Source organism: Shewanella sp. MR-4, assembly GCF_000014685.1.
In the GTDB taxonomy this organism is placed as follows: domain Bacteria; phylum Pseudomonadota; class Gammaproteobacteria; order Enterobacterales; family Shewanellaceae; genus Shewanella.
The window spans coordinates 2,946,293-2,960,895 of sequence record NC_008321.1 but is presented as its reverse complement, the minus strand read 5'-3'; the positions used below and the strand labels follow the sequence as shown (position 1 = coordinate 2,960,895).

Below are 14,603 nucleotides of genomic sequence, written 5' to 3'. Positions count from 1 at the left end.
GTAATGGATTTTGAAGGTTTATTTCTACCATTACTCGGGGTTTTAGTACTTACCAGTGGTAGCGTCTGAATAATCCCCATAAATTACAGAAAGGCGCATCTCAAATTGATGCGCCTTTTTATTTTGTTAATCGCAACGAGCGAGAAATCTGATGTTAGAAAAGATCCGCGACGGTTCGCAAGGCGTGATTGCTAAAGGCATTCTCGTACTTGTGATTTTATCTTTTGCATTTGCAGGCGTTAGTAGCTATTTAGGCTCACAATCGGACGTCCCTGCCGCAGAAGTCAACGGTGACAAGATCACTAAAGCCGAGTTAGAGCAGGCCTATCAGAGCGAACGCGCTCGTATGGAACAGCAACTGGGCGAAATGTTTGCTGCGTTATCTGCCGACGAAAGATACCTAGAAAGCATAAAGCAGAGCGTACTCGAACGTTTAGTCGCCGATAAGCTGATCGACCAAGCTGCCGCCGCTATGGGGCTGCGAGTGTCTGACGAGCAAATTATTGCGGCGATTAAATCTGAACCCGCTTTCCAAACCGATGGCAAATTCGATAACGATCGTTATCAGGCAATTTTGCGTCAGTTAGGCTATCAGCCACAAACCTTCAGAAGCATGATGCGAGTTGATATGACTCGTCGTCAGTTAACTGCGGCGTTAGTGGGCACTGAATTTGTTTTACCTGGTGAAGCTAAACAATTAGCTGAGCTGCAAGGTCAGACTCGTGACATTCGTTATTTAGTGGTGGATTCTGCACCATTCCTCGCGAATGCCTCTGTGACTGACGAGCAAGTTAAAAACTACTATGACACCAACCAAGGCCAATTTATGAGCCCTGAGAAGGTGAGCTTAGAGTATGTAGAGTTAAATTCGGCTGATTTTGCGAAAGATAGCAAAGTGACCGATGAAGAAGCTCAGGCTTACTACGATGAACACAAGACCCAATATGTGTCTAACGAGAAACGTTTAGCGGCGCACATTCTGATTGGCCCAGGCAGCGATGAAGCGGCGGCTAAGGCCAAGGCCGAAGATTTAGCCAAGCAGTTAGATAACGGCGCTGATTTTGCTGAGTTAGCCAAAGCCAATTCTGAAGACACCTTAAGTGCGGAGCAGGGCGGTAAATTAGACTGGTTTGAACCTGGTGTAATGGACCCAAGTTTTGACACCGCGCTGTTTGCCCTGAAAAAAGGCGAGCATTCTGCTGTAGTGAAAACTGATTTTGGTTTCCACATCATCAAACTGTTAGACGTTCAACCTGGAACAACAGTGCCATTTGCAGATGTGAAAGCGAAGATTGTGGCTCAACTACAAGAGAAGAAAGCGGTCGATCAATTCTATAGCTTGCAGAGCAAACTGGCTGATACTAGCTACGAAGTACCTGATACCTTAGCCGAAACCGCTAAAGTCGTTGGCGTTGAGATTAAGACGACGCCACTGTTCTCACGTGATGATGTGCCTGCTGCATTGAACAAGCCTGATGTAGTTAAAGCGGCATTCTCTGACACTGTTCTGCGCCAAGGCCTAAACAGTGAAGTGCTTGAACTTGAGCCAAACCATGTAGTGGTTATCCGTATGAAGGAACATCACGATGCAGGCACTATGCCATTAGCAGAAGTGAAGGCCGACATTAGCGATCGCTTGAAGCAAGACCAAGCAAACGAAGCGGCTCGTGCTAAAGCACAAGAGCTGATGACGCAAGTCAAAGCGGGCGCTGCCGATGTGACCTTAACCGCTAAGGCTAAACTGGGCCGTGGCGCACAAGACGTTGACGCTGCTATTGTGGGTAAAGCTTTCCAAATGCCAACACCAAGTGCAACGCCTGTGGTTGACACTGTTGGGTTAGCTAATGGTTATGCTGTAATCGCACTGGATAAAGTCAACGCGGCTGAGTCTGTTAGCGATGAGTTAGTTAATGCACTGAAACAACGCTTAAATGCACAATACAGCGAAGCAGATTACCGCGGCCTGATTGAGTCACTCAAAGCGAATGCGAAAATCGATTACCCTGTTGAAGGTTAATTGCGATAAGGGATAACTTGCTTATCCCTTATTTTACGAAGCAATAGAAAGGTTTAGCGAATCTAATAGAAAAGGCCAAGTGTTCACTTGGCCTTTTTGTTTGTCTGGTTACATATCTGCTCGGCGGTGTGAGGGCATGCTCAACAGCTTAATCATCCACACCAATCATCACACTGCTGGCTTTAATGAGTGCATAAGCTGAATCACCCACTTTTAAGTTTAAACGCTCACAGGAAGCTTTTGTGACGACTGAGGTTAACACTACGCCTGGTGCCAGTTCGATAGTGACTTCGTTGTTTACTGAGCCAATTTCGATAGCGGTAATTTTGCCACTTAGGGTATTACGTGCACTGATCTTCATTCTTTATCCTTAGTTAGTGTTGAAGTCATGCTAGTTTAGCCTATCGCGCTAGATTTGCAGCAAATAAAAACGCCACCCAAGGGTGGCGTTTTACATAAATTATTCAACTACTTGATTAGAGCTCGATCACATCGAACTCAACGTATGGGTTCACATCGGCATCGTAGTCTATGCCTTCGATGCCAAAGCCAAATAGCTTGATAAACTCGGCTTTATATTCTTGATAATCGGTCAGTTCTGACAGGTTTTCGGTGGTCACTTGCGGCCACAGATCACGGCAGTGCTGCTGGATATCTTCACGTAGTTCCCAATCATCTAAACGCAGACGGTTGTTGCTGTCAGTCTCTGGTTTTGCACCATCGGCACGGAACAGACGCTCACTGAACATGCGATAGATTTGCTCCATACAGCCTTCGTGCAGGCCTTCTTGGCGCATCTTCTTAAATACCATCGCAATATACAGTGGCATCACCGGGATGGCAGAGCTGGCTTGAGTCACAACGCTCTTCAGCACTGCGACGTTAGCGCTGCCACCTTTGGTTGCAAGCTTATCATTTAAGGCTTTAGCCGCGCGATCTAAGTCCATCTTGGCTTGACCTAATGCGCCGTGCCAGTAGATTGGCCAGGTTAGCTCAGTGCCGATATAGCTGTAGGCAACGGTTTTGCAATTGTCGCTTAATACACCAGCCTCGGCGAGTGCGTTAATCCACAGTTCCCAATCTTGACCGCCCATCACTGTGACAGTATCGGCAATTTCTTGCTCAGTGGCAGGCTCAACGGTGGCTTCGATAATGCAGTCTTTGTTCGTATCTACGGCGGTCGCGGTATACACTTCACCGATTGGCTTTAGCGCAGAACGCACTAGCTCACCAGAGTCAGGCAGTTTGCGCACGGGTGATGCTAATGAATAGACCACCATGTCCACTTGACCTAAGTCTTGCTTGATAAGCTCGATAACTTTTTGCTTAGCTTCATGGCTGAAGGCATCACAGTTGATGCTCTTAGAGTACAAACCTTCAGCTTTGGCAAACTTGTCGAAAGCAGCTGAGTTATACCAGCCTGCTGTTCCGGGTTTAGATTCAGTACCCGGCTTTTCGAAGAACACACCAATGGTTGCAGCATCGCTACCAAAGGCGGCGGCAATGCGTGAAGACAGGCCATAACCACTGGATGAACCAACGACGAGGACTTTCTTCGGCCCGTTGGCGATCTTGCCTTTCGCTTTGGTTAAGGCAATTTGTTCTTGAACGTTAGCTTCACAACCAACGGGATGAGTAGTGGTACAAATGAATCCACGAATTTTGGGTTTGATAATCATGTTTAAGCTTCTTCTATCAAAATGACCAATAGGATAAATACTTCGGCGGCTAAATGGCATCTATTTTTAGCCAATTCGCCTGAATATTTAAGTGGTTGGAGCAGTTTAACGCTTATGAACAAACAGGCTCTGCTCCTGAATCAGCCTTTGGGTATATTCGTGCTGAGGCGAATTAAATATCTGTTCTGTTGGGGCTTTCTCAACCATCACGCCTTTGTGTAACACCATAATTTTATCGCTGACATGGCGAATAATATTCAGGTTATGGGACACGAAGATATAGGACAAGCCTAAGTCCTTCTGCAGTTTAAGCAGCAGATTAAGGATCTGTGAGCGTACCGAGAGATCCAAGGCGGTTAAAGCCTCGTCGGCGATGATGATTTTCGGATTGAGCATCAGTGCCCGTGCCACCGCAACCCGCTGTTTTTGCCCCTCGGAAATCATATGGGGATAAAAATCCGCATGCTCGGGTAATAAACCGACCTTCCTCAAGGTATCAATCACTTGGCCATTACGCTCCTTGGCGGATAACTCAGTGTTAAAGCGCAGCGGTTCATCCAGTAATTGACCAATGGTGAGCCTTGGGTTGAGTGAGGTATTGGGATCTTGGAAAATCATCCGAATAAGGCGGCAGCGCTGCTTAATATTGCGGCTGTCCAGCGCCTCGCCCTCAAAGTAAATTTCACCGCCGCTGCGGGGTTCTGCGCCTACCAAAATACGCGCTAAAGTACTCTTACCTGAACCCGCTTCACCCACGATAGCTAAGGTTTCGCCGCGGTTTAATTCAAATGAAACCGGTGCTAAGGCATCGTTATATTGGCGAGTAAAGCCTTTATAGCCGGTATCGTACCTCTTAAAGAGATCGTTAACTTTAAGCAGTGGGGTCGTCATTTGTCGTTTCACCGTGGTAAGGGAAATGGCAGGCAAAGTAGCGGTCGCGTAAATGACTCAAACTTGGCTGATTAACGCATTTCTTTTGTGCCTCAGGGCATCTTGGCCCTAGGCGACAACCAATGGGCAGATGCTGCAGGGCGGGGGCCGAGCCTGGTAGGGTCGGCATAATGGCCTTGTGCGCCTCTATCCCCGAGTAATCCGGCATATTATCCAAGAGTGCCTTAGTGTAAGGATGATAGGGCTGATTGATCAGTTCTTCCGTTGGGCCTGACTCCATCACTTGGCCGCAATAGAGCACGGATAGGTGATCGCACCATTGTGCTAGCGTTTCAAGCTCGTGGCTGATGATTAAAATCGACACGTTTTGTAGCTGGTTAAGCTGTGATAGTAGGCGGAAAATCTGTGCCTGAGTGCTCAGCTCCATCGAGTTTGTCGGTTCGTCGGCGATCAATAATCGCGGTTGGTTGGCAATTGCCATCGCGATCATCACTTTTTGGCATTCGCCTTCCGAAAGCTCCCAAGCATAGCTGGACATGACCTTTTGCGGATTCTTAATCCCGACCTTATGCAGCCATTTTTGCGCTGTCTGTTTGGCATGTTTGTGCTTTTGCCAAAAGTAAGCCTTAGGATTCTTAGGCATGGCCTGCATCAGCTGACTACCCACGGTTTGCGAAGGGTCAAGGCTACCAGACGGATCTTGGAAGATCATCGCCATATCTGAACCCATCAGATTACGGCGCTCCTTCGAGGTCATGGCCATCAGATTATTACCATCCCACATCATGCGGTCGGCGGTAATGGTCCAATTGGGGCCTGGGATCCCAAGAATGGCTCTAGCGAGCAGACTGCGGCCTGAGCCTGATTCACCCACGAGACCGTGGATTTCCCCCGCGTTCAGGGTCAAACTCACTTTCTCAAGGGCGCGGACTCTGCCGTGGGGCGTGTCGAGCTCAATGGTCAGGTTTCTAACGTCGAGTAATGGCATAGGTTAGTTTCTGATGGGCGCAAGCGCCGATCTCAAGCCATCGCCCACCAAGTTAATGGCGAGCACACTAAAAAGAATCGCCAGCCCTGGAATGGTCACAGTCCAAGGTGCGGTCAACAAATTATCCATACCTTGGGCAACCATTGCACCCCATTCAGGACTAGGAGCTTGGGCGCCAAGGCTTAAAAAGCCAAGGGCGGCAATATCTAAAATCGCGGCAGAAATAGCTAACGTGGTTTGAATAATCACCACTTCCCAGACGTTTGGCATGATCACATACCAAAAAATCTGCAGCGAATTGGCACCGTCTAAACGGGCCGCAGTCACATATTCTTTCTGTAACTCTTCATGTACCGATTGATGAATGGAGCGTACAAACTGTGGCGTTAAGGCAATGCCCACGGCCCAGAAGACGTTTTCAAGCCCTGGCCCCATGACGGCAACCACTAAAATCGCCATTAATAGTGAAGGGATAGACAGTAATGCATCGAGCAAGTGCCCCAAAATACTGGATTTTAAGCCACGCATCATGCCGGAGAGCGAGCCGATGATGAACCCCATAAACAATGCAGTACCGACAATCATCAGCGCCATGCCGAAGGTTAAATGTGCCCCATGCAGCAAGCGGCTAAAAATGTCACGACCCAGATCGTCGGTCCCCAAAAAGTGCGCCACTGTGCCCGAAGGGTCCCAAGAGGGCGGTAACAGTAATGCCCGTGGATCCTGCGCCTCAGGGGAGAAGGGGGCAATCATTGGTCCGAACAGGGTGAGCAGCAGCAGAAAAGCAATGGTCCACAGACCCGCTAAGGCAAAGGGGTTTGCCGAAAAATTCTGCCAGACCCGCATCATCGGCGAGGCAATTTGATCTTCCTGATAAATTTTAATTGGAGGCATAAAGATCTTTTCTGCTCAAGGGATTGAAGACGGTATGCAGCACTTCAATCAAAATACTTAAAAAGATGATCAACAAGGCTACGGCTAAAATCCCGCCCTGGATAACCGTATAATCCCGCTGATAAATACCCGACACCAACCAAGAACCCACACCCGGCCAAGAGAAAATCATTTCAACAACAATCGCATAGCTCGCAAATGCTCCGAGCATTAACCCTAAGTGCTTTAATACTGGGATCAGCGCGTTGGGTAAGGCGTGGCGCAAAATAATGGTATTGGTGTGCATGCCTCTGGCTTCGGCGGCGCGGATAAAGGTTTGGTTCATCACATTCATCATTGCCGAGCGAGTGCTGCGTACGACCACGGTAAAAGGTAGCACTGCAAGTGTGGTGGCGGGCAGAACGATATGCAATAAGGCATCTTTAAAGGCAGATATGCGATATTCCGAATCAGACAGTAAAATGTCGACCAACATAAATCCTGTAACGGGTTTTATCTCATATAAAAGATTGAGTTGCCCTGAAATGGGCAGCCAGCCTAAGTCGACACCAAACCAGAGTGACAAATACAAACCTAACCAGAATACAGGAACAGAATAGCCCGTCAGGGTAATCGCCATAATGGTATTTTGGGTGAGTTTATGTTGACTCTGGGAGGCCAACACGCCAAGCGGCACACCTAAACCAATGGCTATCACGGCCGCCATCACCGCTAGTTCGAAGGAGGCCGGTAGCACAGAGCTTAACTCTTCGGCCACGCTTTGGTGCGAGGTGACGGAGACGCCCAAATTGCCGCTCAGTCTTTGCTGTAAATAAGCAATGAACTGCATGGCTTTATTGCTATCTAACTTATAGTCCTGCTCAATTTGCACCAGTTGGCTCTCTGATGGTGCATGGATCCCTGTGAGGGCGAAGGTGCGTTCAACCGGAAACAAGCCAGTTGCATAAAACAACACGCCGACCATCACTAGCGAAGTGGCAAGAAACAGATTGAGGCGCCGTAACAGGTATCTGAACATCAGTGTGTCTCCTGCTCAGCTTGGCTGGTTCGGGCAAATGAGATGCCGCCAAAGGGGGTTAACTGCATATCATGGATATTGCTGCGAGTGAGTGCGACTCGCTTGGCGTGGGCCAGACTCAACATTGGCACTTGCTCGGCTAAGAAGGCCTCGGCCTCTTGGTAAATTTCCTTGCGCTCGGCCTGCGTCGAGACTTCCCTCGCTCTGTCTAGAATGGCATCAAACTCTTTATTGCACCAGCGAGAGCGGTTGTTGTTTGATTGCATCGCCGAGCAACTCAGCAATGGCGTGAAGAAGTTATCGGGGTCGCTGTTATCGGCGTTCCAGCCGATGAGGACTGAGTCATATTCATCCCGGCTCAATCTTTGGCTAAAGACGCTCCAATCGTAACTGATGATATTGACCTTAACACCGATATTGGCCAAGTCAGATTGAATTAACTCGGCGGTTTTCAACGCATTAGGGTTGTAAGCGCGGGCAACGGGCATGGCCCAAATATCGATGCTGAGATGTTTTATTCCCGCTTCTTTTAACAAATCACGCGCTTTTTGTGGATTGTAATCTAACAGTTTTTTATTGCTGTCGTAGGCCCAAGACGCTGGCGGCAACACCCCTATGGCTTCTATGGCGGTATTTTGATACACGGCCCGTAAGATATTTTGCTTATCTACGGCATAGGCGAGGGCGCGGCGCACGCGTACATCATCTAAAGGGGGCTTTTGTGTGTTAAAGGCCCAAAAGGCTACGTTAAGACCGGGTTGAGACTCAATGCTCAGCTGTTCATGTTGCTTGATAACGGGCAACTCACCCGCTTTGGGCAGGGCCGATACGCTGCAATCACCAGCGATAAGTTTGGCCAGTCTGACAGTGCTTTTTGGGGTGATATCGTACACCAGCATATCGACTTTGGCGGGCTCGCCCCAAAAGTCGGGATTGCGGCGATAGCGAACATATTCGTTTTTGGCGTAATGCACTAAGGTAAAAGGCCCTGTACCTATGGCGAAATGATCAAGATTTTCAGGGTGCCCCTGCGCAAGTAGCTGATCGGCATATTCGCTAGAGAGGATGACGGCAAAGTCTGTCGCTAGATTTGATAAAAACGACGCATCTTTGCGTGCTAAACGAAAGATGACCTCATGGTCATTGATTTTTTCGACACTTTTGACTTGTTCTGAAAATCCAATACTTTGGAAAAAAGGATAACCGGTACGTGATACGCCATGGTAAGGGTGATGCTTATCGATAATCCGATTGAAGGAAAACAGCACATCGTCGGCGTTAAAGTCGCGGCTTGGTGTAAAACGGGATGAATGTTGAAACTTAACATTTTCCCTTAGAGTGAAACGATAGCTTAAACCATCGTCACTCTCGGCCCAACGGGTGGCCAGCGCAGGCACGAGCTGGCCTGAAATCGCATCATAGTCCACTAAGCGGCTATAAATTTGGTGTGAGGTGGCGTCGATGGTGGTGCCAGAGGTCACCAACTGCGGATTAAAAGACTCGGGATTCCCTTCGGAACAATAGACCAAACCGGAAGGGAGTCGTTGGGGGCCACATGCAACCAACAACCCACTCATGCAGAAAACTGCAGTTGATAGGCACAGGCGTCTTATTAGCACACTCATTTATAAATCATTATTTTATCGACTATGAACGGCTATTTTAGCAGTGCATCTCGCCCGTGGGCAATCTGCTTATGCTTTATCGAGCAAATTGTACTTTTTCAAGATGCCACGCAGCTGGTGATAGCTTAAACCAAGGATTTCGGCGGTTTTCTTTTGATTGTACTGACTGGCCGATAAGGCTTGTTGAATAAGCTCCATCTCATAACGTTCGGTTTGCTCTTTAAAGTCCAAGGGAAAACTAAAATTATTTGTCATAACCTCAGTATTAACTGCAACCTCGGTGTCGATTGTCGGGGCCGCGACGGATGTACTTACAAGCTGCGCTTGAGGTGTTGTGACTTGACGCTCGCGGGTACGCACTCGAGTGGTGGGGCGATAGGGTGAGGCAAAGGGATCGAGAATAATCTGCTCAATGGGACGATTTTCACCGCTGCTGCGATACACACTGCGCTCGACCACGTTTTTAAGTTCACGAATATTCCCCGGCCAGTCATGACTCATCAGCTGAACGACTGCGCTGGCACTGAAGCCACTGAAGAGTTCCAGCTTAAGTTGCCGCGCCATACCTACGGCAAAATATTCGGCTAAGGTCATGATATCTTCGGGGCGGCAACGCAGCGGCGGTAAGGTGATCACATCGAATGCTAAACGGTCGAGCAAGTCGGCCCTAAATTCACCAGCGTCGGCCAGTGAGGGTAAATCCTCGTTGGCCGCGCAGATAAGGCGCACATCCGCTTGAATGGTTTTACTGCCGCCGACCCGTTCAAACTCACCGTATTCGATGACCCGCAACAGTTTTTCTTGGATTAACCCCGAGGTGTTAGCTAATTCATCGAGGAAGAGAGTGCCACCGTCGGCTCGCTCAAAGCGGCCTTCGTGTTTGCCTTTTGCGCCAGTAAAGGCGCCCGATTCATGACCGAATAACTCACTCTCGAGTAAGTTTTCACTCAAAGATGAACAATTTAGCTTAATAAAACTTTGATCCCAGCGTTTAGACAGATAATGTAAACGTTCAGCAATGAGCTCCTTACCCGTTCCCCGTTCGCCAATAATGAGCACAGGTTTTGAGAGCGGCGCTATCTGTGAGACATGCTCTAAGACTTCGAGTAGGGCGTTTGATTGGCCGATGAGGTTGTCTTGCTGAAATTTATTATCCACGATATTTTTTAGTCTTTCGCGCTAAATTTTGGTGAAAATGATAATAAGTGGCTTGAGCCGTAAAATAAAGAAAAAGTTAATAATGTGTTTATCTTTATGAATTTAAACATAAAATTAAAGTTGGCACAGTAAGTGTATTACTCTAACCGAGACCAACATCAATTTGAGGATAGCATTATGGGAATTTTCTCTCGTTTCGCCGATATCATTAACTCTAATATCAGCGCATTACTCGATAAAGCAGAAGACCCTGAAAAAATGGTTCGTCTGATCATCCAAGAGATGGAAGATACACTGGTAGAAGTTCGTTCTACTTCAGCAAAAGTATTAGCTGAAAAGAAAGAATTAATCCGTCGTATCAACCGTGTTGAAGAACAAGTTCAGGATTGGCAAGACAAAGCTGAACTGGCCCTTTCAAAGGACCGCGAAGATTTAGCCAAAGCGGCTTTAGTTGAAAAACAAAAAGCAGCAGGTTTGGTGGATACCTTAAACCAAGAGTTGGCGGTGCTGGATGAGCATATCGCACGTTTAAAAGACGAAGTGGGTTTGCTGCAGGAAAAACTGTTAGACGCAAAAGCGCGCCAAAAAACCATTATTTTGCGCACTCAAACCGCCTCATCACGTTTAGAAGTGAAGAAGCAGTTAGACTCAAGCAAAATCGACAACGCTATGCTCAAGTTTGAACAATATGAGCGCCGTGTCGAAGGGCTAGAAGCGCAGGTTGAATCTTACGATCTGGGTAATAAAAAGACCTTAGCCGATGAGTTTGCCGCGCTGGAAGCCGAAGATTCAGTGAATGCCGAACTGGAAGCATTGAAGGCTAAAGTGAAAGGCAAAGCTACAACTAAGTCAAAAGAATAACAATTTCAGAGGTGAGTTATGGATATGGACATACTCATGGCACCGATTATCATCTTTATGATAGTGGTGGCGCCAATATGGTTAGTTCTTCATTATCGCAGTAAGCGACAAGTGAGCCAGGGACTCACTGAGGAAGAGTTTTCACAGCTCAATGATTTGATTGCCAAAGCCGATAAGATGGCTGCACGCATCGAAACCTTAGAGGCCATTCTGGATTCAGAATCGCCTGAATGGAGGGGCAAACATGAGAGGAACTAGTGGCCGTACTTTGTATCGCATTCCCCAGTCAGGTAAAGTCGCAGGTGTGTGTGCGGGGATAGCCGAATACTTTGCAATTGAAACATGGTTAGTGCGGGTACTTGCGGTTTCTATCTTCCTATTAGGTGGTTCGGGCGTCGTGTTTATCATCTATGTTGCGTTATGGGTGATACTCGACATCAAACCCCAAAATAGCACTGTTAGGGATGACATCGAGGTGAAGAAGAAACCTTGGCAATCGGGAGAGCCTGCTAAACAAGCGCTGAGCGATGTGAGCAGGCAATTTAGAAGCCTAGAGGTGAGACTGCAAAACCTTGAACGCCATGTTACATCTGATAACTTTGATTTAAAAAGACAAATCAATAGCTTGTAATCCCTCTAAAGGGCGGCCATGTCCGCCCTTGTTGCTTAATCTCCCGTCAATTCCAGTGTATAGTTAACCTCATTCAACATTTAGGGACATCCTTATGGGAATGCTTGACTTTTCGCTCCATAAATTAACTCAGAAGAGCCAATCCCTGCTCCATAGAACGGCTGACAGGCATTTACGACTCGCGGTAACAGGGTTATCGGGGGCGGGCAAAACCGCATTTATTACCGGATTAGTCAACCAACTACTCAATAGTGGCGCGGCTTCTCAGGTATCCCATTCCCGCCATGGGAATGCTTTACCTCTGTGGCAAGTGAGCCGTGAGCAACGTTTGCTCGGGGTGAAGCGAGCAATGCAGCCGGATCTTGAAATTGCCAGCTTCGATTATCAGGGCGCAATGTTAGCGCTTACTTCGACGCCTCCGACTTGGCCAGCATCGACCCGCACGATTTCGGAGCTGCGCTTAGCCATCAAATACCAGCCGCAGAAGGGGCTGCTAGCCAAGTTTGCCGATACCGCAACGCTGTATTTAGATATTGTCGATTATCCCGGCGAGTGGCTATTAGATTTACCTATGCTGCGTCAAAGCTTTATCGAGTGGTGCAGCGCGCAGCAACAACGTGTCGCTGTGCTAAAAAGCTCGCCTTTGTATGCAGAGTTTCAAACTTCGTTAAGTGCGCTCAATTTAACCGAGGCGGCCGATGAGCTGCAGCTTAAACGCATTGCCGATCAGTATCAGCAACTCTTGCACGATTTAGTGCATGTGCAGGGTTATTATCAGGCACAACCCGGACGCATGTTATTACCAGGGGAATGGGAAGGCGCGCCGCTGCTGGCGTTTTTTCCGCTGTTATCGGTGACAGACAATCAGTGGAGCGAGCTCAAACAAAGCGATAAACACAGCGCCTTTCATGTCCTAGAAAAACGCTACCAAGAATACGTGGCTAAGGTCGTTAAACCTTTCTATAAGCAGCATTTTGCGGGGTTTGACCGCCAGTTAGTGCTGGTTGATTGCTTCAGCGCCTTAAACCGCGGCAAAACCCAGTTTGAGGATATGGGCGCCGCATTAAATGCCATTATGGAGAGTTTTCAATACGGCCAATCCAGTTACTTACGCCGATTGTTTGCGCCGCGGATAGACAGATTATTATTTGCCGCCAGTAAGGTTGACCATGTGACGCGGGATCAGCAAAGTCATGTGTTATCCCTGCTCACCGATATGCTCAAACATAGCCAACATTTTGCCAGTTTCGATGGTTGTAAAGTTGAGACTATGGCCATTAGTGCCATTAAGGCGACGCGTCATGGCATGGTGACCACTCAAGAAGGGGATGTGGAAGTCGTGCAGGGGATTGGATTGAACGGCCAAGCCCTGACGCTTTTTCCAGGCGAAGTGCCCACTCGCTTACCCGAGCCCAACTTTTGGCGCGACCAAGGGTTTCATTTTATGGGATTTGCTCCGCCGAATAACAGCAATGTGGACCCATCTTCGGTGCATTTTGACCATATCCGTCTCGATCACCTTCTGCAGTATCTCGTGGGGGATAAATTGGAATGAGTTTAGATTCGTTACCACCTTCAAGTGAGTCAGAGACAAACGGGCTCGATAAGCCAATGTCTGAAAATACACTTGGAAGCCAACCGCTCAAAAAACAACAAGTATTTGATTCTGATAAGGTCAAACTTCAGTCTGCTTCTGATGAGCTTAAGAGTGCCCAAGCTTTTGCACCACTGACACCCTTAAAAGCGGCGGATGAAGTTGTCGATGATGCCTTAGCGGCTCATCCGCAAGCATTGGATGTATCATCCATTCGGCCAAAACTGCATCAATCTCGCCGTTGGTCTTGGCTGGCGCGTTTATCCGTCTTTGGGTTATTGCTACTGGTTTTAGTGCAAACGGGATTAGGTTTGCGAGACGCTTGGTTATCAAGCCCTTGGTTATTTAGCTTTTATGGCGCAGTACTCAGTTTAGTCGGCAGCTGGGCTATGGTCGGAGCCTTGGGCGAATACCGTAAATTAAAACGCCTCAAGCAGGTTGCCGATACGCAAGAGTCGGGTGCAAGGCTTGCCCTCAGTATGCAAATGGGCGAGGCCGATGGTTTTATCAATAATATAGTGCGCCATTATCCCGATAGTCAGGGGCTACAGCGACTGCGTCAGTCGCTCAAAGATGAACATAACGATGCTGAAAAAGTGCTGTTATTTGAGGATTTAGTGCTTACTGAGCGGGATGAACTGGCGAAAAAAATCGTCCGTCGATACGCGGCCGAGTCAGCCGTGTTGCTTGCCGCGAGTCCGCTAGCTGCATTGGATATGGCCATTATTCTTTGGCGTAACCAACGCATGCTGCGTGATGTCGCCGCCTGTTATGGGATAGAATTAGGCTATTGGAGCCGGATAAAACTCATTCGTAGCATCATTATTAACATCATCTATGCCGGTACCAGCGAGTTAGTGACCGATTTGGGGACCCAACTGCTGTCGGTTGAGATGACGGGGAAATTATCCGCACGGCTTGCTCAAGGTTTAGGTGGGGGGCTGCTCACAGCGCGCTTAGGGTATCAAGCCATGGCGCTATGTAGACCTATTCAGTTTAGGGAGGAGCAGCGCCCCAAATTATCGAAAGTTCATCAAGAGTTGTTGATTGAGCTTAAACAGTTTGCCGGTAAGTTATTGACTAAAGACGGACGAGATGCACTTAAGAGCCAATTAGAGGCTGCTGAACTTAAAACAGGCTCAACACCCAAAGAGAAATAACTTAGCCGAACGCACAACACCGCGAGTGCACTTTAGGCTAAATGCTAATGCGCTAATGACCCTCTCATTAGCGCATTTTTTGTCGCC

General features: G+C 48.0%; 14 protein-coding genes. 6 read left to right on the top strand and 8 right to left on the bottom strand.

Features of this window, described 5'->3' with window-relative positions; all coding sequences use genetic code 11:
• Nucleotides 1–151 precede the first annotated feature (151 nt).
• Nucleotides 152–2,017, top strand: coding sequence for a SurA N-terminal domain-containing protein (locus SHEWMR4_RS13090; RefSeq protein ID WP_011623244.1), 1,866 nt, complete (start codon nt 152–154; stop codon nt 2,015–2,017).
• A gap of 148 nt (nt 2,018–2,165) precedes the next feature.
• On the opposite strand, the gene SHEWMR4_RS13085 is transcribed toward SHEWMR4_RS13090, so the two are convergent.
• The 8 genes from SHEWMR4_RS13085 to pspF all read right to left on the bottom strand — a co-directional run bounded on the left by SHEWMR4_RS13085 (nt 2,166) and on the right by pspF (nt 10,270).
• Complete coding sequence (locus SHEWMR4_RS13085) at nt 2,166–2,378, bottom strand: TOBE domain-containing protein (protein ID WP_011071920.1); 213 nt, start codon at nt 2,376–2,378, stop codon at nt 2,166–2,168.
• 115 nt (nt 2,379–2,493) lie between these two features.
• Nucleotides 2,494–3,696 (bottom strand): enoyl-ACP reductase FabV, encoded by a 1,203-nt coding sequence (gene fabV / locus SHEWMR4_RS13080; protein ID WP_011623243.1) that lies wholly within the window; start codon nt 3,694–3,696, stop codon nt 2,494–2,496.
• Between the two features lie 105 nt (nt 3,697–3,801).
• On the bottom strand, nt 3,802–4,587 hold the full coding sequence (locus SHEWMR4_RS13075) for an ATP-binding cassette domain-containing protein (protein WP_011623242.1): 786 nt from the start codon (nt 4,585–4,587) through the stop codon (nt 3,802–3,804).
• The gene (locus SHEWMR4_RS13070) at nt 4,568–5,575 is read right to left on the bottom strand and encodes an oligopeptide/dipeptide ABC transporter ATP-binding protein (RefSeq protein ID WP_011623241.1); all 1,008 of its coding nucleotides are present in this window, start codon (nt 5,573–5,575) and stop codon (nt 4,568–4,570) included. The genes SHEWMR4_RS13075 and SHEWMR4_RS13070 overlap by 20 nt, the downstream gene beginning before the upstream one ends.
• 3 nt (nt 5,576–5,578) lie before the next feature.
• Nucleotides 5,579–6,469 (bottom strand): ABC transporter permease subunit, encoded by an 891-nt coding sequence (locus SHEWMR4_RS13065; RefSeq protein WP_011623240.1) that lies wholly within the window; start codon nt 6,467–6,469, stop codon nt 5,579–5,581.
• Nucleotides 6,456–7,487, bottom strand: a complete 1,032-nt coding sequence (locus tag SHEWMR4_RS13060; RefSeq protein ID WP_011623239.1) for an ABC transporter permease — start codon at nt 7,485–7,487, stop codon at nt 6,456–6,458. The genes SHEWMR4_RS13065 and SHEWMR4_RS13060 overlap by 14 nt, the downstream gene beginning before the upstream one ends.
• Nucleotides 7,487–9,112, bottom strand: a complete 1,626-nt coding sequence (gene sapA, locus SHEWMR4_RS13055) for an ABC transporter substrate-binding protein SapA (RefSeq protein WP_011623238.1) — start codon at nt 9,110–9,112, stop codon at nt 7,487–7,489. The genes SHEWMR4_RS13060 and sapA overlap by 1 nt, the downstream gene beginning before the upstream one ends.
• 69 nt (nt 9,113–9,181) lie before the next feature.
• Nucleotides 9,182–10,270 carry a phage shock protein operon transcriptional activator gene (gene pspF / locus SHEWMR4_RS13050; protein WP_011623237.1) on the bottom strand — a complete coding sequence of 363 codons (1,089 nt, stop codon included), beginning with the start codon at nt 10,268–10,270 and terminating at the stop codon, nt 9,182–9,184.
• Between the two features lie 177 nt (nt 10,271–10,447).
• On the opposite strand from pspF, the gene pspA reads away from it, so the two are divergent.
• The 5 genes from pspA to SHEWMR4_RS13025 all read left to right on the top strand — a co-directional run bounded on the left by pspA (nt 10,448) and on the right by SHEWMR4_RS13025 (nt 14,516).
• Entirely contained in the window at nt 10,448–11,131 is a 684-nt protein-coding gene (pspA, locus tag SHEWMR4_RS13045) for a phage shock protein PspA (protein WP_011623236.1), read from the top strand.
• An 18-nt stretch (nt 11,132–11,149) separates the two neighbouring features.
• The gene (pspB, locus tag SHEWMR4_RS13040; RefSeq protein ID WP_011071929.1) at nt 11,150–11,389 is read left to right on the top strand and encodes an envelope stress response membrane protein PspB; all 240 of its coding nucleotides are present in this window, start codon (nt 11,150–11,152) and stop codon (nt 11,387–11,389) included.
• Nucleotides 11,376–11,762, top strand: a complete 387-nt coding sequence (gene pspC / locus SHEWMR4_RS13035; RefSeq protein WP_011623234.1) for an envelope stress response membrane protein PspC — start codon at nt 11,376–11,378, stop codon at nt 11,760–11,762. The genes pspB and pspC overlap by 14 nt, the downstream gene beginning before the upstream one ends.
• Nucleotides 11,763–11,856: 94 nt before the next feature.
• A complete protein-coding gene (locus SHEWMR4_RS13030) occupies nt 11,857–13,317 on the top strand; it encodes a YcjX family protein (RefSeq protein WP_011623233.1) in 1,461 nt (486 codons plus the stop codon).
• On the top strand, nt 13,314–14,516 hold the full coding sequence (locus SHEWMR4_RS13025) for a TIGR01620 family protein (protein ID WP_011623232.1): 1,203 nt from the start codon (nt 13,314–13,316) through the stop codon (nt 14,514–14,516). The genes SHEWMR4_RS13030 and SHEWMR4_RS13025 overlap by 4 nt, the downstream gene beginning before the upstream one ends.
• The last annotated feature ends 87 nt before the right edge of the window (nt 14,517–14,603 follow it).

Excerpts from the sequence above, each read along its gene's own strand:
- SHEWMR4_RS13090 (WP_011623244.1), top strand. The coding sequence starts at position 152 with ATGTTAGAAAAGATCCGCGACGGTTCGCAAGGCGTGATTGCTAAAGGC.
- SHEWMR4_RS13085 (WP_011071920.1), bottom strand. The coding sequence starts at position 2,378 with ATGAAGATCAGTGCACGTAATACCCTAAGTGGCAAAATTACCGCTATC.
- fabV (WP_011623243.1), bottom strand. The coding sequence starts at position 3,696 with ATGATTATCAAACCCAAAATTCGTGGATTCATTTGTACCACTACTCAT.
- SHEWMR4_RS13075 (WP_011623242.1), bottom strand. The coding sequence starts at position 4,587 with ATGACGACCCCACTGCTTAAAGTTAACGATCTCTTTAAGAGGTACGAT.
- SHEWMR4_RS13070 (WP_011623241.1), bottom strand. The coding sequence starts at position 5,575 with ATGCCATTACTCGACGTTAGAAACCTGACCATTGAGCTCGACACGCCC.
- SHEWMR4_RS13065 (WP_011623240.1), bottom strand. The coding sequence starts at position 6,469 with ATGCCTCCAATTAAAATTTATCAGGAAGATCAAATTGCCTCGCCGATG.
- SHEWMR4_RS13060 (WP_011623239.1), bottom strand. The coding sequence starts at position 7,487 with ATGTTCAGATACCTGTTACGGCGCCTCAATCTGTTTCTTGCCACTTCG.
- sapA (WP_011623238.1), bottom strand. The coding sequence starts at position 9,112 with ATGAGTGTGCTAATAAGACGCCTGTGCCTATCAACTGCAGTTTTCTGC.
- pspA (WP_011623236.1), top strand. The coding sequence starts at position 10,448 with ATGGGAATTTTCTCTCGTTTCGCCGATATCATTAACTCTAATATCAGC.
- pspB (WP_011071929.1), top strand. The coding sequence starts at position 11,150 with ATGGATATGGACATACTCATGGCACCGATTATCATCTTTATGATAGTG.
- pspC (WP_011623234.1), top strand. The coding sequence starts at position 11,376 with ATGAGAGGAACTAGTGGCCGTACTTTGTATCGCATTCCCCAGTCAGGT.
- SHEWMR4_RS13030 (WP_011623233.1), top strand. The coding sequence starts at position 11,857 with ATGGGAATGCTTGACTTTTCGCTCCATAAATTAACTCAGAAGAGCCAA.
- SHEWMR4_RS13025 (WP_011623232.1), top strand. The coding sequence starts at position 13,314 with ATGAGTTTAGATTCGTTACCACCTTCAAGTGAGTCAGAGACAAACGGG.